Here is a 16,911-nt window from a genome sequence, read left to right on the forward strand (position 1 = left end):
TTAGCTGGTCAGAGCTGAGCGAGCCCAAGCCACTTTAAATTTCAAAAGACAAAAACAGGTAGTTGCAAAATGAAGTTAGCCTTGTTATAATTTCATCATATGTGTTTCATCAATATAGTTGTGTATGCAGCTGAAGATGAAAAACTCTGTTTCGAAAATGATTCAGGGCGGAAGGAGATGAAAAGAATGAAAGCAGGAATTCACCCAGATTACAAGAAAGTTGTATTCATGGACACAAACACAGGCTTCAAATTCTTAAGCGGGTCTACTAAAGGCTCTAGCGAAACTGTTGAGTGGGAAGATGGTAACACTTATCCATTACTAAAAGTTGAGATCAGTTCTGATTCTCACCCATTCTACACTGGACGTCAGAAGTTTGCTACTGCAGACGGACGCGTTGATCGCTTCAATAAGAAATACGGTATCAAGTAATAAAAACATAAAACAGGCAAGTGTATGTATTCGCTTGTCTGTTTTTTTTGTGAAAATATTATACCTTTACCCTACTTTTAACTAAAAAGTAGATGAAAGGAGAGCTTCATGTACTTAATAAATCAAAATGGCTGGATTGAAGTGATTTGCGGTAGTATGTTTTCTGGTAAATCAGAAGAGTTAATCCGCCGTGTGCGCCGTACGCAATTTGCAAAACAACATGCAATTGTATTTAAACCATGTATTGATAATCGCTATAGTGAAGAAGACGTTGTATCACATAACGGATTAAAGGTAAAAGCAGTTCCTGTTTCAGCTTCAAAAGATATATTTGAACATATCACTGAAGATATGGATGTAATTGCAATCGATGAGGTACAATTCTTTGATGGGGACATTGTGGAAGTGGTGCAAGTATTGGCAAATCGTGGCTATCGTGTCATTGTAGCTGGTTTAGACCAAGATTTCCGTGGTCTACCATTTGGACAAGTTCCTCAGCTGATGGCAATTGCTGAACATGTAACAAAGCTACAAGCAGTATGTTCTGCATGTGGATCTCCGGCAAGTCGTACACAACGATTAATTGATGGAGAACCAGCGGCATTTGATGATCCGATTATTTTAGTTGGGGCTTCAGAATCGTATGAACCACGATGTCGTCATTGTCATGCAGTTCCTACAAACAAAGACAAGTAAAACTCGCTGCGCAAGGCGGGTTTTTTTCAGAATGGAGAGTGTGGGTGGTGTGAGCCACTTATGCTTTTAAATATTATCTAGCTCCAGCGGCTAGAATCTCCGGCCATTTCACTCTCTCGCTTGAAGCAAAAAGCGCTTCAAGGTCGAGAGCTCCAATGGCCTGCGATTCTGAGCAAGCCGCTTACGCTTTTAAATATAATTTGCGTTTTTTTGAGTAAGTACCATATACTATTTGTATTAGATACTAGGATGTAGAGGTGAATGATGTGTTAGATCGTTTGCAAGCTGTAGAAAATCGTTATGAGAAGTTAAATGAATTGTTAAGTGACCCAGAGGTTATTAGCGATACAAATAAGCTTCGTGAATATTCAAAGGAACAGTCTGATATACAGGAAACGGTAGAGGTGTATCGTGAGTATAAGGATGTTCGTGAGCAATTAAAAGATGCGAAAGCAATGTTAGAAGAGAAGTTAGACGCAGAAATGCGTGACATGGTAAAAGAAGAGGTTTCTGAGTTAGAATCACAAGAAAAAACGTTATCAGAACGTCTGAAAATTTTACTAGTTCCAAAGGACCCTAATGATGATAAGAACGTTATCGTTGAGGTTCGTGGGGCTGCTGGTGGCGACGAGGCCGCTTTATTTGCTGGTGACTTATACCGCATGTATAGCCGTTATGCTGAGGTTCAAGGTTGGAAAACAGAAATTATCGAGGCTAGCTATACAGAGTTAGGTGGATATAAAGAGATTATCTTTATGATTAACGGTAAAGGTGCTTTCGCGAAGCTGAAATTCGAGAATGGTGCTCACCGTGTACAACGTGTTCCTGAAACGGAATCTGGTGGACGTATTCATACATCTACAGCAACTGTAGCTGTATTACCAGAGGCAGAAGAAGTAGAAATCGACATTCACGAGAAAGATGTTCGTGTTGATACATTTGCTTCTAGTGGTCCTGGTGGACAAAGTGTTAATACAACGATGTCAGCGGTACGTTTAACACATTTACCGACTGGTGTAGTTGTATCTTGTCAGGATGAGAAATCACAAATTAAGAATAAAGAAAAAGCGATGAAAGTATTACGCGCACGTGTTTATGATAAGTTTAGACAAGAAGCACAAGCTGAATATGATCAAAACCGTAAACAAGCTGTTGGTACGGGCGATCGTTCAGAGCGTATTCGTACGTATAACTTCCCGCAAAACCGTGTTACAGACCATCGAATCGGTTTAACGATTCAAAAGCTAGATCAAATCTTACAAGGTAAGTTAGATGATTTCATCAATGCCTTAGTGATGGAAGATCAGGCTCAAAGGATGGAGGCAGCTGAGTAATGCGTGTCTATGAAGCCCTGAAATGGGCTTCTTCTTTTTTACAGGAAAATGGACGAGATGAAAATGCGGGAGAAATTGTCCTTTGTCATGTATTAAAGATGAACAGAACAGGATTACTTATGAATATGCGTGAAGAAATAAATGAGGAACAAGAGGCAAGCTTTACGGAGTTTATCCACAAGCATGTAGAAGGTATTCCTATTCAATATATGATTGGTTATGAAATGTTTTATGGCCGGTCGTTCTTTGTGAATGAAGAAGTATTAATACCAAGACCGGAAACAGAAGAGCTTATAGTAGGAGTATTAGAAAGAATTGAGCGCCATTTTGGCGACAAGGAACTACATGTAGCAGATATAGGCACAGGTAGTGGAGCGATTTCTATTACGCTTGCTTTAGAAAATAAAAATCTCCACGTGTATACAGTAGATATTGCACAAGAGTCGATTGAAGTTGCAAAAGAAAATGCAAAAGCTTTAGGTGCAGAAGTAACGTTCTATCACGGTGATTTATTGTCACCATTTCATAAAACGGGTCAAAAGCTAGATGTTGTTGTTTCAAATCCTCCATATATACCGGAAGAGGATTGGCGTGGTCTTTCTCCTGTTGTGAAAGAGCATGAGCCGAAGAGAGCGCTTGTTGGTGGAGAAGACGGATTAGATTTTTATCGCCGTTTTATGGAAGAATTGCCGAATGTGTTGCAGGAGAAAGCAATTGTAGCGTTTGAAATTGGAGTAGGACAAGGTGAGGATGTAAAAAGATTGTTACAACAAGCTTTTCCACATGCCCATGTTGAGGTTGTTTTTGATATTAACGGAAAAGACCGTATGGTATTTGCAGAGATGGAGTAAGGTTCACACCTTACTCCATTTTTTTGTGGGAAAATTCATATAGATTTTGAATTTAATAGTTTAGAAATATGAAAGTCTGTCCACACTGTTTGTAGAGGGGACGGTGGAGGAAATGAAAAAACAAGTTATTGCTTATCTTCTTATATTATTAATTGGTGCACAGTTACTTGTGCAGTTTGGATATATGAAAGCTGATGCAAAAGGGCCTTCAGTTATTCCGAAAGAGGCCGTTCGATTACGAATTTTAGCAAATAGTGATTCAGATAAAGACCAGGCATTAAAGCGTAAAGTGCGTGATGAAGTAAAAGCACAAATTGATGGATGGGTAGCGGATTTAACTTCATTTGAAGAGGCGCGCAAAGTAATTCAAAGTCATATTCCAGAAATCGAGAAAACGGTGGAAAATACGTTAAAAAGAGAAGGAAGTAAAGAATCATTTCAAGTGAAATTTAGTAAGAATGTAAAGTTTCCTACAAAGGTATATGGGAATTTTATTTATCCAGCAGGAGAATATGAAGCGGTATTGATTACAATTGGAGAAGGTGAAGGGGCGAACTGGTGGTGTGTATTATTTCCACCAATGTGTTTCTTAGATTTTTCGAGTGGGACAGCTGTAAGAAAAGAAGAGCACGTTGTGAAGGCGGAATCTCCTGAAGAGGAGCAGGTGAAACAACTAGATGAGGAAGTAGTAAATACAGAAGAGAAGAAAGTGGATAAGGTTAAAGAAACGAAAGTTGTAAAACAGGAAGTAGTAAAAGAAGTAACAGCTTCTGAAAAGAAAGTAGTAAAAAATGAAACAAAAGTCGAAGAGCAGCCTGTAAGTAAAGAAGAAACAAAAACGGTGGAAAAAGTGGAGAAACCTGTGGAGAAAAAACAAGAAAAGCAAAATGAGTATGTAAAAGTAGAAGAGGAAGAAAAAAAGCCAGAAGTTAAATTGTTTATTGTAGAAGCTTTTACATCTTTATTCTCTAAATAGTACTATTAATAAATCCCTCCTCATATATAAAAATGAGGAGGGATTTATTATGAAGAAAGTGTATTTTGCTACGAAAGCAGATGTGGAAAGATTACATTCTTTTTTCGGACAAGCTAATAAAAAAGATGATAAAATAAATGAGTTGTACGCACAATTTATGATTTTGGAAGAGGCGGAAGAAATAAGAGCTGTAATTGGTTATGAACAAAGTGGGGAAGATGTACTTATTCGTTCTTGTTTATTCACACCTCATGTGGATAAACAGACTTTCTTATATTTTTTTGAAATGTTTTTGCAGTATATGAAAGAAAAAAGTGTTCAACAATTGTACTTACTAACAAACCATCCACAATCTGTACCGATCTTTCAGTTCTTTGACTTTTTTACTATAGAAAAGGATGAGGTTCCAGAGGGTATTCAACAGTTAGAACATTTTTGTAAAAATATAAAAGAGCAGAATGCAATAATACTAAATTGTCAGCTATTCACAAAGTTATCCACGGATTAATTGGGTTTATCCACATTTTGTGGATAAACCTTGTTTGTCTTTTGGATAAATCTCATAGTAAACTAAAAATAGACAAGTATTTAAGGGTAGAAAAGGACGTGGAAAAAAATGCATACAAATATGTGGGTTGTGGATAATGTTGTGGAAAGAAAAAAATATTATCCACAGTTACAAGAAGCAGCAAAATTATTAAGAGAAAATGAGGCGGTTGCTTTCCCTACGGAAACAGTATATGGGTTAGGTGCAAATGCGATGGATGATGAAGCAATCGCGAAAATTTTCGAAGCGAAAGGAAGACCGAGTGATAATCCACTCATTGTCCACATAGGTACAAAATCTCAGTTAGATGGGATTGTGAAAGAAATCCCACCAGTTGCAGAGAAGTTAATGGCGCATTTTTGGCCAGGACCATTAACAATTATTTTGCCGAGAAAAGAAGGGATTTCAGAGAGGGTGACGGCGGGACTTAATACGGTTGGGGTAAGAATGCCTGATCATCCAGTTGCACTTGCTCTTATTGAAGAGGCGAATGTACCTGTTGCGGCACCAAGTGCGAATCGTTCAGGGCGTCCAAGTCCAACACTAGCTTCTCACGTATATGAAGATTTGAATGGGAAGATTGCAGGTATTGTTGATGGTGGTGCAACTGGAGTAGGCGTTGAATCAACTGTAATTGATTGTACAAGCACGGTTCCAACAATATTACGTCCAGGTGGGATTACGAAAGAACAATTAGAAGCGGTGATAGGTACCGTTTCTTTAGATCCAGCTTTAAAGGATGAGAAGGAAAAACCGAAATCACCTGGAATGAAATACACACATTATGCGCCGAAAGCACCACTTAGTATTGTTGAGGGCTCGCGTGAGTTTATTCAGCAACTTGTGGATGAGAAAAAGGAAGAAGGATTTAAAGTAGGCGTATTAACGACGGAAGAGTATCAGCATGTATATAACGCAGATGTTATATTGTCTTGTGGTGTTAGAAGTGACTTAGCTAGCGTTGCGACTAAATTATATGATGTACTTAGAACATTTGATGCAAGTGAAGTGGATGTTATTTTTAGTGAGTCGTTCCCTAATGAAGGAATAGGAAATGCTATTATGAATCGTTTAACAAAAGCGGCAGGACATCATATTATTATTGAATGATAAGGTAAGGTTAGCAAACAGAATATTTCTCCTTGGATAAGCATATTGTGAAGTAGCACGTCCAAGGAGGGGCATGAATGACGTTTGAACAGCTAATACCTTTAATAATTATGGCATTCGCCTTAGGGATGGATGCGTTCTCGGTGAGTCTTGGTATGGGGATGATGCCCCTAAAGTTAAGACAAATCCTGTATATTGGTATGACGATAGGGATATTTCATATTATTATGCCATTTATAGGGATGGTACTAGGTCGTTTTTTATCAGAGAAGTATGGAGATATTGCACATTTTGCGGGTGCTATTTTATTAATCGGACTAGGTTTTTATATCGTATATTCGACCATTTTACAAAATGGAGAGACTAGAACTGTCCCTATTGGAATTAGCTTATTCGTATTTGCATTTGGCGTTAGTATAGATAGTTTCTCAGTAGGGCTTAGTCTTGGTATTTATGGGGCACAAACAATCATTACGATATTACTTTTTGGATTTGTTAGCATGTTGTTAGCGTGGATTGGTTTATTAATTGGTAGACATGCGAAAGATATGCTCGGTACATATGGCGAGATAGTAGGTGGCATCATTCTAGTTGGATTTGGATTATATATCCTTTTTCCTATATAATTTTATGTAGGAGGGAATTATGAACAAGCTATTGGGATGGTATGTTAAGTTTTTAACCTTCTTTCCTCGATGGCTAAGAAGGCTTATAATTTGGGGTATTATTTTGCAAATTGCAATTTTAGGTTGGATTAAGTTAATTCGCGAATAGTAAGATAGCTCCTTTCTGTGCATAGTTTTGTTTGTACTATATTGATTGCGCTAAAAAATTACACATATAGAAAGGATGAGATGAATGACAAGATTGAAGCAAGTTTTTGGTATTATTATTAGTTTTTTTGTTTTTTGGTTTAGTATGCTCGGTGTACAAATGTTTGCTGAGTTTTTAGATATTGAGTCATTGAAATTTGTTGCGGGAAAGACTGAGGCGGCGCGTGCTTTTTACTCTCCGTACCCGTTTTTAATTGTTTTTCTTATTACACTGCTTTCCCTATACTTCTTCGTAATTAAGCTAGGGAAACCGAAAAAAGAAAAACTGCCTACTTTAGAGGAAAAGAAGGAAGAATTACAATGATAAAAATCCCCTGCTAAAAAGCAGGGGATTTTTATGTTTGAGTGATGGCAGGAATCGATTCTGAACGAGCCGCTTCCGCTTTTAGATATATATCCAGCTCCAGCGGCTAGAATGGTCGGTGGCTTCGCGTCTTCCTATGAGGCAAAAAGCGCCTCTGCGTCAGAAGCTCCATCCCCCTCTCATTCTGAGCGAGCCGCTTCTGCTTTTAAACTGGCCTAACCAGTTCAAATTGTTCTCCTAATTTTGCATAGTTGTGTCCTGCTAGGCGGCTTATTGGTTTGAGTCCTTCTGCGTGAATGCGCCCTTTTTCATATAGATGCTCGGCAACGTGGAAACGAACGACGCGTCCAATTAGTAGATCACAAGCTGGTGAGTCTTCTGTTCCACCAAGTGGAATTGCACGTTCTAATATACATTCCATTCGAATATTTGCTTCTTTTACACCTGGAACAGAGATGACTTCACTTTCAATTGGTGTTAGTTTTGCTAGTTCAATTTCACTTTCATTTGGCGGGAGATTAGCTGCTGTTTCGTTAATTGCTGCTACATATGATTCGTCAGAAATATGTACGACAAATTCACCTTTTTCAATTGCGTTTCGGGAAGTGTCCTTTCTTTCTCCGGCTTTTCGTTGTACAGAAACAGAGATAAGTGGTGGATTAGCAGCGACAATATTGAAATAACTATATGGTGCGCCGTTTAATACACCGTCTTTTGTTACAGAAGTAACGAATGCGACAGGGCGAGGGATGATACTTCCAGTAAGTAATTTGTAATTATCTTTTTCAGTTTGTTCATTTGGATTAATGGATAACATGCTTGTAATCCCCTTTCTAAATATGAATACTTATTGTTTGTTTACAAGATATCGGTGAGAAAATCCTGCTGGAAATAATATTTTGTTTCATAAAAAGAACTTACTTCAATTGTAATGAAGTAAGTTCTTTTTCAAGAATCTCAAGATTGAGATGAAAATTAAAGTAAAACGTATGCGCCAGGTCCGATTAAAGCTACACCAACAGCAACAGCGATTAACATTAAATTATATTCATATCCGTTTTGTGTCACCCAGTAACCATTTTTCCCGTGAACAGTGAAGATAGCCATTAACATTGTTCCAACGATAAATAATGAGCCAACTATAATGAAAATACCTGATGCGAATAAGAAACCACCTAGTAATTCAGTTGCACCAGCCATAAATGCCATAAATACACCAGGACGTAAACCGATTGATTCCATCCAGCCACCTGTTCCTTTTAAACCGTAACCGCCGAACCAACCAAATAATTTCTGAGCACCATGACCCATGAATGTAATTCCTATAATAAGACGAATAATAAGAAGACCGAAATCCATCATTTTTAAAAACCTCCTAAAAGTTATCAACTTACCTTATGTAAGTAATAATAAAATAGTTACTTACTTTAGTCAAGCAGATTTTGAAAAAAGTTTGAATTAAATTTTACAAATTAACAACAAAAAACAAAATGTAGTAAAGACCTCTAGACAAGTTGGGCAAAAAAAGAGAAAATATAAATAGAAGTTAACTTCTTATTGTTATTCAGACAATCAGAATTGACTGGAATTTTGTGAAGCGCTACAATAAGAGTCTATTAGTAATGACGTAATTTATTTCGAAAGCGTTTTTACAGTATAATATTCGAAGTATGAAGTCTTACATGTATCCCGAGCTTTACTAGGGATTGCCCTATAAACTTTTAGGTAAATTATAAGGAGGACTATCCTATGTTTAAAAAATTATTTGGTCTTGGTTCAAAAACAAATGAAGAAACAATCGTAGCTCCATTAACTGGAGCAGTGAAAAATATTGAAGAAGTACCAGATCCAGTATTCGCTGGTCGTATGATGGGTGACGGTGTTGCAATCGATCCTACTGAAGGTGTAGTTGTATCTCCAGTTGATGGTGAAATCGTACAATTATTCCACACAAAACATGCTATCGGAATTAAAGCGAAAAACGGCACAGAAATTTTAATCCACGTTGGATTAGAAACTGTAAAAATGGAAGGCGAAGGTTTCGAAGCTCACGTTTCTGAAGGCCAAGCTGTAAAAGCTGGAGATAAATTAATCTCATTCGACTTAGAATTAATCCGTGAAAAAGCGAAAAGCACAATTACTCCAATCGTTATTACAAACACAGATGCAGCTGAGTCTATTAAGACAACTGTAGGCGTAACAGCTACAAAAGGTTCAACAGAAGTAATGAAAGTTACAATGAAATAATTGCTGTATAAGAGGAATCCGTTTCGTATGAAATGGATTCCTTATTTTTGTTGCATATTCAGTAGGTATGTTAAAATACTCTGGGCACTTGGAAATAGGGTTTCACATATATGTGGATAAGGCGCATTTTTCTTAGAAAAAATATAAGAGAACTGCGCTTTTTGTATATTCACATTTCTTTTGTTCTATTCTAATGTAAGTTATGATGAGTGGTAAGAAATCGAATATAGGGGTGGGGTTGGATGAAACGAGTGTTATTTGTTTGTACTGGCAATACATGTCGTAGTCCGATGGCTGAGGCGTTGCTTCGTCATCACGGAGGAGATAGGTTTGAAGTGCAATCTGCCGGTGTTTTCGCCTATCCTGGGAGCGATGCATCGGTATATGCGAAGGAAGCTTTAGCTGAAAAAGGGATTTCAATTAATCATGCCGCGCAGCAAGTAAACGAAACTTTGCTTGATTGGGCTGATATTGTCGTAACGATGACAGAAAATCATAAACACATTGTACTTGGGCATTATCCGAGTGTTGAAAAGAAATTGAATACGTTATATGGATTAACTGAAGGTATAGGTAAGGACATTTCAGATCCATTTGGAGGCTCGCTTTCTATTTATAAAAAAACGTTAGATGAGATGGAAAAACTTGTACAAACTTTACTGAAAAAACATTCAGTAGGTTGATGTTTCGTGTATAATACGATATTGGAGATCACTTCGTCCTATTGAGGTAGCGAGTGTGAAATGAAGATAATTGATTGAAACTTTGGAGGGGTAAAAATGAAAGTAGTAATAGCATCTGATCACGGCGGTATGAATATCCGCAAAGAACTTGTAAGTTTATTAGAAGAGTTAAATATTGAATATATTGATTTAGGTTGTGAATGTGAAGCTGGTTCTGTTGATTACCCTGACTTTGCGTTTCCGGCAGCTGAAATGGTAGCAAACGGTGAAGTAGATCGTGGTATTTTAGTTTGTGGGACAGGCATTGGTATGTCAATCGCAGCAAACAAAGTAAATGGTATCCGTTGTGCGTTAGTTCATGATACTTTCAGTGCGAAAGCAACGAGAGAGCATAATGACACTAACATGCTAGCAATGGGCGAGCGTGTAATTGGTGCTGGTCTAGCGCGTGATATCGCAAAAATCTGGTTAACAACTGACTATGAAGGTGGTCGTCACGAAAACCGCGTAGGAAAAATTAAAACATACGAAACAAAGTAATAGATTCTAACTATTGGTAGTGTGAAATATAATTTGGTGAACCAACCTGTGAAAGGAAGAGGCGTAATGACAGAAATCGTAAAAGTAAGAGAACAGCTACAAATGTCGCTTTCTGATTTCCAAGAACAAGCTTCATTACAAAGCGGTCAAATTTTTGTAGTGGGTTGTAGCACGAGCGAAGTGCTAGGCGAAAGAATTGGAACATCAGGAACGATGGAAGTAGCAGAGGCGATTTTTTCTGAGTTAAAACAATTTCAAGAGCGAACAGGTATTGAATTAGCGTTTCAATGTTGTGAGCATTTAAACCGTGCTTTAGTAGTTGAGAGAGAAGTAGCGATAAAATATCAATTTGAAATTGTAACAGTTACGCCTGTTAGATCAGCAGGTGGTGCATTGGGGACATATGCGTATCACAATTTGAAAGATCCGGTAGTAGTTGAGTTTATTAAAGCAGATGCAGGAATGGATATTGGTGATACATTTATTGGTATGCATTTAAAACATGTAGCTGTTCCGGTTCGTACAAGTGTGAAGGCAATTGGAAGTGCGCATGTAACGATGGCCAAAACACGTGGAAAACTAATTGGCGGAGCACGTGCTGTTTACGCGGTGACGGAAGAGACTACCACTTGCCGTTAAATATGAGAAATTAGGAAGTCATATAGTAGCTGTTTATCATAAGATAAAAGGTATGTTGTCTGACTTTATAGTAGAAGAAAGAAAAGACCGATTTTCGGTCTTTTTTTTCTTTTATGATATAGAAAGTCATGTTAGAATGTAGTTGAAAACATGAAGGTTCGAAAGAATTACAACCTGAATTTTCGTTTTTTCTGAATAAATGAGAAAAAACTGTTGGGAATCGATGTAATTCGTTCAGAAAAGGGGGATTTTGGTGGATCATTTAAAACGTCAAGATGAAAAGGTATTTGCTGCAATTGAGGCAGAACTAGGAAGACAGCGTTCAAAGATTGAGTTAATTGCTTCGGAAAACTTTGTAAGTGAAGCGGTAATGGAGGCGCAAGGTTCTGTTTTAACAAATAAGTATGCTGAAGGATATCCTGGAAAACGTTACTATGGTGGCTGTGAACACGTAGACGTAGTAGAAGATATCGCACGTGATCGCGTAAAAGAAATTTTTGGCGCAGAGCACGTAAACGTTCAACCACACTCTGGTGCACAAGCGAACATGGCAGTATACTTCACAATTTTAGAGCAAGGCGATACAGTACTTGGTATGAATTTATCTCATGGTGGTCACTTAACACACGGAAGCCCTGTTAACTTCAGTGGAGTACAATATAATTTCGTAGAATATGGCGTGGATGCTGACTCTCACCGTATTAATTACGATGATGTATTAGCAAAAGCGAAAGAACATAAACCAAAATTAATCGTTGCAGGTGCAAGTGCATACCCTCGTGTTATCGATTTCAAACGATTCCGTGAGATTGCAGATGAAGTGGGTGCATACTTAATGGTGGATATGGCACATATCGCTGGTTTAGTAGCTGCTGGCTTACATCCAAATCCAGTACCACATGCACATTTCGTTACAACGACAACACATAAAACGTTACGTGGTCCGCGCGGTGGTATGATTTTATGTGAAGAGAAGTTTGCAAAACAAATTGATAAATCAATCTTCCCTGGTATTCAAGGTGGTCCACTTATGCACGTAATCGCTGCAAAAGCTGTTGCGTTTGGTGAGACACTTCAAGAGGATTTCAAAACGTATGCACAAAATATCATTAACAATGCGAACCGCTTAGCTGAAGGTCTTCAAAAAGAAGGACTTACACTTGTTTCTGGCGGAACAGACAATCACTTAATCTTGATTGATGTTCGTAACCTAGAAATCACAGGTAAAGTAGCAGAGCACGTATTAGATGAAGTTGGTATTACAGTGAACAAAAATACAATTCCATTTGAAACAGCAAGCCCATTTGTAACAAGTGGTGTACGTATCGGTACAGCAGCTGTAACATCTCGTGGTTTCGGTTTAGAAGAAATGGATGAAATTGCGTCACTTATTGCTTATACATTAAAAAATCATGAAAATGAAGCTGCATTAGAAGAAGCACGTAAGCGTGTAGAAGCGTTAACGAGCAAATTCTCAATGTATCCAAATCTATAATAGATTGAAGAAGACTGCTGAAACGTAATTGTTTTGGCAGTCTTTTTTGTGGACATATATTATTTTTAAAGTATGTATACAAATGATGAATAAATTTTGGCGATATAATGAAGGATACAGCTCCCATAATTGGTAAAGATACTAGATAGATTCATCGTAAAATCATGATTTTGCCAAATTTGCCCTTGAATATTAGTAGCGTTTTCTTTACAATCGTAAATAGTGTAAAAAAGCGTGCAAACGCATGAATATCATCTAAAGGAGAGATTCACATGGGAAAACTGTATGTATTTGATCACCCGTTAATTCAACATAAGATTACATATATTCGCGATAAGAATACAGGTACGAAAGATTTTCGTGAATTAGTGGACGAAGTAGCAAGCTTAATGGCTTTCGAAATTACTCGCGACCTTCCGCTTAAGGATATTGAAATTGAAACGCCTGTAAGCAAAGCGACAACAAAAGTGATCGCTGGTAAAAAACTTGGTTTAATTCCGATTTTACGTGCAGGTTTAGGAATGGTTGATGGAATTCTGAAATTAATTCCAGCAGCAAAAGTAGGACACGTTGGTTTATACCGTGACCCTAAAACATTGCAACCGGTAGAATACTATGTGAAACTTCCAACGGATGTAGAAGAGCGTGACTTTATCGTACTAGATCCGATGCTAGCAACAGGTGGTTCTGCGGCTGAAGCAATTAACTCTCTGAAAAAGCGCGGTGCGAAACAAATTAAATTAATGTGTATCGTTGCAGCTCCAGAAGGGGTAAAAGTAGTACAAGAAGAACATCCCGATGTTGATATTTATGTAGCAGCATTAGATGAGAAATTAAATGACCACGGATATGTAGTACCAGGTCTTGGTGATGCTGGTGACCGTTTATTCGGAACGAAGTAAGACAACTGACGAGCAGGGGAGATTCCCCTGCTCGTTTTTTTTTGCTGTAAGCAAGTAGGGGAGGGGAGAGGATAAATATACATCGTATATACAACATAAGTTGCATACACATCACATATAATATAGAAGTCTTACGTCTGAGGAACACTATATTATGGAAGAAAAGCGTTATATCTCGAAAATATAATAGTGACAAACTTGTGAACATTTCCTTCTATTATAAAGAGAAAACTGTTAGAAATTGCATATATGTAACCAGTATTTAGAAGGGGAACGTTTTCATTTTTGGGAGGAAATGCCTAATACTCAAATTTTTAGATTTTTTACGATTTCTCGTTGACACTGTTAATACCCTATTGTATGCTAACAACGGGGATAGATGGTAGGGCTTTCAGTGACAAAAATACATCTATTCCGTGACGAAAATGTAAACTTTTTGTTTTGTATAGGATTTATGCAAAAAAATGAGTTATTATTAACACATCGTGAATGAGGGTTACATATTGGAGGGATGAATCCTTGCAAAAAAACGATCGCAGCCATATAAAAGCATATGCTTTAATGTCAGGAATTCTTGCTCAATTAGTCGGTTCTATACTTGTTGGAATCTTTGGTGGGCAGTGGATTGATAATAAGGTTGGAACGTTTCCATTGTTTCTTATTATAGGGTTATTACTCGGGTTAGGAACAGGGGTATACGCAATGATTCGACTCATTCGACATTACTATTCGGGAGAGCAATGATGATAGACGTACATGGACTTGTCCAAAGACAAAAGAAATATATGTACTACTTGCTTGCGCTTCTAGTGCTAGGATGGGGATTTACCTCTTACAAGGATGTATTTCTTGGGCTGATTATCGGAACGATTTTCAGTTTTCTTAGTTTGCGCATCATTGCACGTAGAACAGACAAGCTGTTAGATCGCGTAACAAATGGAGAAAACGTGAAGTTTAAGGCGACAGCTGTAAGTACATATTCAAGATTCGCCACGATTGGGTTATTAATTTTATTTGCAGCCAAATATCAAGAGTTAATTGCGATGTGGGGCTTAGGTGTAGGATTGCTGACAGGATACCTTGTCATGATCATAGATTTTCTTTATTTAGAGTATAAGAGCAGGGAAGAGAGGTGAATTACTAGTGGAACACGGTAAATTAGTTGAATTTCTAGGTTTAACGTTCGATTTGTCATCAGTTATGATGGTTACTGTAGCAGCAGTTATTGTTTTCTTAATCGCTGTTATCGGAACTCGCAGCTTAGCCCTTCGCCCAACCGGGATGCAAAACTTCATGGAATGGGTGTTTGACTTCGTGAAAGGGATTATCAATAGTACGATGGACTGGAAAACAGGTGGACGTTTCTTAACGCTTGGCGTTACGCTTATCATGTTTATCATCGTATCGAACTTCCTTGGTTTACCATTCATGTATTCAGCAACTGAAGCTGGCGAACATATTGCATGGTGGAGGTCACCAACGTCTGATCCAGCAGTTACATTAACATTAGCCGTGATGGTAGTTACCCTCACCCATTATTATGGAATTAAGATGAAGGGTACGAAAGAGTATGTTAAAGGTTATTTCCAACCTATGAAATTCTTATTCCCATTAAAGGTTATTGAGGAGTTTGCTAACACATTAACGTTAGGTCTTCGTTTATTCGGTAACATTTATGCAGGTGAGATCTTATTAGGATTACTTGCTAAGTTAGGCGGGGCATCATTCCTTGGAGCATTAGGTGCGCTTGTACCGATGTTAGCATGGATGGGATTCAGTGTATTCGTTGGATCAATCCAAGCATTTATTTTCGTTATGTTAACGATGGTTTATATGGCTCATAAAGTAAGTCATGACCATTAATATAATTTAAGTAAGAAAAAATTTATTTTTTTATAATACAAAGGAGGACAAATTAAATGAGTTTAGGTGTAATCGCAGCTGCAATTGCAATTGGTTTATCAGCATTAGGTGCAGGTATTGGTAACGGTCTTATCGTATCACGTACAATCGAAGGTGTTGCTCGTCAACCAGAATTAAAAGGCGCACTTCAAACAATTATGTTCATCGGGGTTGCTTTAGTTGAGGCACTTCCAATCATCGGTGTAGTTATTGCATTCATCGTAATGAACAAATAAGGGAGACTCCCCTTACATAGATGGCGAAGAGTGTTTTTCCGAACTTTCTTCGCCATTGCTTTATGAACGAAACGTATGTCTTTTTTTTTCATATGATCAATTTAGATATTTTGAAGGGAGTGAATCCTTGTGCCAACTTTATTATTAGGAGCTGCCATTCCATTTGGAACGATTGCTTATACATTGTTCATTTTCTTAATTCTATTAGTAATGCTACGCAAATTTGCGTGGGGTCCTTTAATGGGAATTATGAAAGAACGTGAAGAGCATGTTACTAATGAAATCGACGCTGCAGAAAGAAGTAACGCTGAAGCGAAGAAGTTAGTAGAAGAACAACGTGAAATGTTAAAACAATCGCGTGTTGAAGCACAAGAGTTAATCGAAAGAGCGAAAAAACAAGCTGTAGATCAAAAAGATGTGATTGTTGCTGCTGCGAAAGAAGAAGCAGAATCAATTAAAGCATCTGCTGTACAAGAAATTCAACGCGAAAAAGAGCAAGCAATTGCTGCTTTACAAGAACAAGTCGCTTCTTTATCTGTTCAAATTGCTTCTAAAGTAATTGAAAAAGAATTAAAAGAAGAAGATCAAGTTAAGTTAATTCGCGATTATATTAAAGAAGTAGGAGAAGCGCGATGAGCAATGGGATTGTAGCAAAACGTTATGCTGTCGCTCTTTTTAAAATTGCAAAAGAAAAACACGTATTAGAAATGTTTGAAGAAGAATTACGCCTTGTACAAAACGTTTATGTAAAGAACGGGGAACTACATAGCTTTTTAACGCAACCAAACATTTCAAAAGAGCAGAAGAAAACGTTTCTTGCAAACGTATTCGGATCTGTTTCTGAATCAATTTTAAATACGTTATATATTTTAATTGATAACAAGCGTATTGATATCTTACCTGAAATTGCAGATGAATATGTTGTTCTTGCTAATGAAGAACGTAACGTAGCGGATGCAACTGTATATTCTATTCGTCTTCTATCTGAAGAAGAGAAGCTTAACATTGCAGAAGCATTTGCAAAGAGAACGGGAAAAGATGCAATTCGCGTGAAAAATGTTGTAGATGAAGATTTACTAGGCGGAATTAAAGTACGTATTGGAAATCGCATTTATGACGGAAGTTTACAAGGAAAATTAGCACGTATTCAGCGTGAATTAATGAAGAATAGATAGGGGTGAAGC

General features: G+C 37.6%; 25 protein-coding genes. 23 read left to right on the top strand and 2 right to left on the bottom strand.

Translation table 11 applies throughout. The features are described from left to right. Positions 1–186 precede the first annotated feature (186 nt). From N2V92_RS08310 to N2V92_RS08355, 10 genes are all read left to right on the top strand, one after another. On the top strand, positions 187–432 hold the full coding sequence (locus N2V92_RS08310) for a type B 50S ribosomal protein L31 (RefSeq protein ID WP_000643435.1): 246 nt from the start codon (positions 187–189) through the stop codon (positions 430–432). A 108-nt stretch (positions 433–540) separates the two neighbouring features. Beyond that, entirely contained in the window at positions 541–1,128 is a 588-nt protein-coding gene (locus tag N2V92_RS08315) for a thymidine kinase (RefSeq protein ID WP_000280851.1), read from the top strand. Positions 1,129–1,394: 266 nt separating this feature from the next. Beyond that, entirely contained in the window at positions 1,395–2,462 is a 1,068-nt protein-coding gene (prfA, locus tag N2V92_RS08320; RefSeq protein WP_000887066.1) for a peptide chain release factor 1, read from the top strand. Then, a complete protein-coding gene (gene prmC, locus N2V92_RS08325) occupies positions 2,462–3,313 on the top strand; it encodes a peptide chain release factor N(5)-glutamine methyltransferase (RefSeq protein ID WP_001267024.1) in 852 nt (283 codons plus the stop codon). Before prfA ends, prmC begins: the two co-directional genes overlap by 1 nt. A gap of 112 nt (positions 3,314–3,425) precedes the next feature. Then, positions 3,426–4,289: a stage II sporulation protein R gene (spoIIR, locus tag N2V92_RS08330; protein ID WP_016078210.1), complete on the top strand. Its 864-nt coding sequence runs from the start codon at positions 3,426–3,428 to the stop codon at positions 4,287–4,289. Between the two features lie 49 nt (positions 4,290–4,338). Beyond that, the gene (locus N2V92_RS08335) at positions 4,339–4,797 is read left to right on the top strand and encodes a mechanosensitive ion channel protein (protein ID WP_000758437.1); all 459 of its coding nucleotides are present in this window, start codon (positions 4,339–4,341) and stop codon (positions 4,795–4,797) included. Between the two features lie 108 nt (positions 4,798–4,905). Next, a complete protein-coding gene (locus N2V92_RS08340; RefSeq protein ID WP_000557357.1) occupies positions 4,906–5,946 on the top strand; it encodes an L-threonylcarbamoyladenylate synthase in 1,041 nt (346 codons plus the stop codon). Positions 5,947–6,023: 77 nt separating this feature from the next. Next, complete coding sequence (locus tag N2V92_RS08345) at positions 6,024–6,572, top strand: manganese efflux pump MntP (protein WP_000142476.1); 549 nt, start codon at positions 6,024–6,026, stop codon at positions 6,570–6,572. 19 nt (positions 6,573–6,591) lie between these two features. Continuing rightward, on the top strand, positions 6,592–6,720 hold the full coding sequence (locus N2V92_RS08350; RefSeq protein WP_001037654.1) for a hypothetical protein: 129 nt from the start codon (positions 6,592–6,594) through the stop codon (positions 6,718–6,720). Positions 6,721–6,804: 84 nt separating this feature from the next. Beyond that, complete coding sequence (locus tag N2V92_RS08355; protein WP_000197471.1) at positions 6,805–7,083, top strand: DUF3935 domain-containing protein; 279 nt, start codon at positions 6,805–6,807, stop codon at positions 7,081–7,083. A gap of 205 nt (positions 7,084–7,288) precedes the next feature. On the opposite strand, the gene N2V92_RS08360 is transcribed toward N2V92_RS08355, so the two are convergent. Beyond that, positions 7,289–7,900 carry a flavin reductase family protein gene (locus tag N2V92_RS08360; RefSeq protein ID WP_000949048.1) on the bottom strand — a complete coding sequence of 204 codons (612 nt, stop codon included), beginning with the start codon at positions 7,898–7,900 and terminating at the stop codon, positions 7,289–7,291. A gap of 158 nt (positions 7,901–8,058) precedes the next feature. Then, positions 8,059–8,445, bottom strand: a complete 387-nt coding sequence (locus N2V92_RS08365; RefSeq protein ID WP_000968613.1) for a DoxX family protein — start codon at positions 8,443–8,445, stop codon at positions 8,059–8,061. Positions 8,446–8,832: 387 nt separating this feature from the next. On the opposite strand from N2V92_RS08365, the gene N2V92_RS08370 reads away from it, so the two are divergent. The 13 genes from N2V92_RS08370 (at position 8,833) to atpH (ending at position 16,902) form a co-directional block, all read left to right on the top strand. After that, complete coding sequence (locus N2V92_RS08370; protein ID WP_000473666.1) at positions 8,833–9,330, top strand: PTS sugar transporter subunit IIA; 498 nt, start codon at positions 8,833–8,835, stop codon at positions 9,328–9,330. Between the two features lie 242 nt (positions 9,331–9,572). Beyond that, positions 9,573–10,013: a low molecular weight protein arginine phosphatase gene (locus N2V92_RS08375; RefSeq protein WP_000832378.1), complete on the top strand. Its 441-nt coding sequence runs from the start codon at positions 9,573–9,575 to the stop codon at positions 10,011–10,013. 96 nt (positions 10,014–10,109) lie between these two features. After that, positions 10,110–10,553: a ribose 5-phosphate isomerase B gene (rpiB, locus tag N2V92_RS08380; RefSeq protein ID WP_000869542.1), complete on the top strand. Its 444-nt coding sequence runs from the start codon at positions 10,110–10,112 to the stop codon at positions 10,551–10,553. Positions 10,554–10,619: 66 nt separating this feature from the next. Then, positions 10,620–11,192 carry a TIGR01440 family protein gene (locus N2V92_RS08385; RefSeq protein ID WP_000136383.1) on the top strand — a complete coding sequence of 191 codons (573 nt, stop codon included), beginning with the start codon at positions 10,620–10,622 and terminating at the stop codon, positions 11,190–11,192. A gap of 253 nt (positions 11,193–11,445) precedes the next feature. After that, a complete protein-coding gene (glyA, locus tag N2V92_RS08390) occupies positions 11,446–12,687 on the top strand; it encodes a serine hydroxymethyltransferase (protein ID WP_000349800.1) in 1,242 nt (413 codons plus the stop codon). Positions 12,688–12,959: 272 nt separating this feature from the next. Beyond that, positions 12,960–13,589 carry a uracil phosphoribosyltransferase gene (gene upp, locus N2V92_RS08395; protein ID WP_000517539.1) on the top strand — a complete coding sequence of 210 codons (630 nt, stop codon included), beginning with the start codon at positions 12,960–12,962 and terminating at the stop codon, positions 13,587–13,589. A gap of 379 nt (positions 13,590–13,968) precedes the next feature. Further along, entirely contained in the window at positions 13,969–14,082 is a 114-nt protein-coding gene (locus N2V92_RS08400; RefSeq protein ID WP_000232961.1) for a DUF4024 domain-containing protein, read from the top strand. A gap of 26 nt (positions 14,083–14,108) precedes the next feature. Further along, a complete protein-coding gene (locus tag N2V92_RS08405; protein ID WP_001171223.1) occupies positions 14,109–14,333 on the top strand; it encodes an AtpZ/AtpI family protein in 225 nt (74 codons plus the stop codon). Then, a complete protein-coding gene (locus tag N2V92_RS08410; RefSeq protein ID WP_000567600.1) occupies positions 14,333–14,725 on the top strand; it encodes an ATP synthase subunit I in 393 nt (130 codons plus the stop codon). The genes N2V92_RS08405 and N2V92_RS08410 overlap by 1 nt, the downstream gene beginning before the upstream one ends. 7 nt (positions 14,726–14,732) lie before the next feature. Further along, positions 14,733–15,452: a F0F1 ATP synthase subunit A gene (atpB, locus tag N2V92_RS08415; protein WP_000399870.1), complete on the top strand. Its 720-nt coding sequence runs from the start codon at positions 14,733–14,735 to the stop codon at positions 15,450–15,452. A 56-nt stretch (positions 15,453–15,508) separates the two neighbouring features. Then, positions 15,509–15,727 (top strand): F0F1 ATP synthase subunit C, encoded by a 219-nt coding sequence (gene atpE, locus N2V92_RS08420; RefSeq protein ID WP_000052064.1) that lies wholly within the window; start codon positions 15,509–15,511, stop codon positions 15,725–15,727. A gap of 129 nt (positions 15,728–15,856) precedes the next feature. Then, a complete protein-coding gene (gene atpF, locus N2V92_RS08425) occupies positions 15,857–16,363 on the top strand; it encodes a F0F1 ATP synthase subunit B (RefSeq protein ID WP_001142615.1) in 507 nt (168 codons plus the stop codon). After that, positions 16,360–16,902, top strand: a complete 543-nt coding sequence (gene atpH, locus N2V92_RS08430; protein WP_000064682.1) for a F0F1 ATP synthase subunit delta — start codon at positions 16,360–16,362, stop codon at positions 16,900–16,902. The genes atpF and atpH overlap by 4 nt, the downstream gene beginning before the upstream one ends. The last annotated feature ends 9 nt before the right edge of the window (positions 16,903–16,911 follow it).

Source organism: Bacillus sp. CH_48 (assembly GCF_038008465.1).
Classification (GTDB): domain Bacteria; phylum Bacillota; class Bacilli; order Bacillales; family Bacillaceae_G; genus Bacillus_A; species Bacillus_A thuringiensis_S.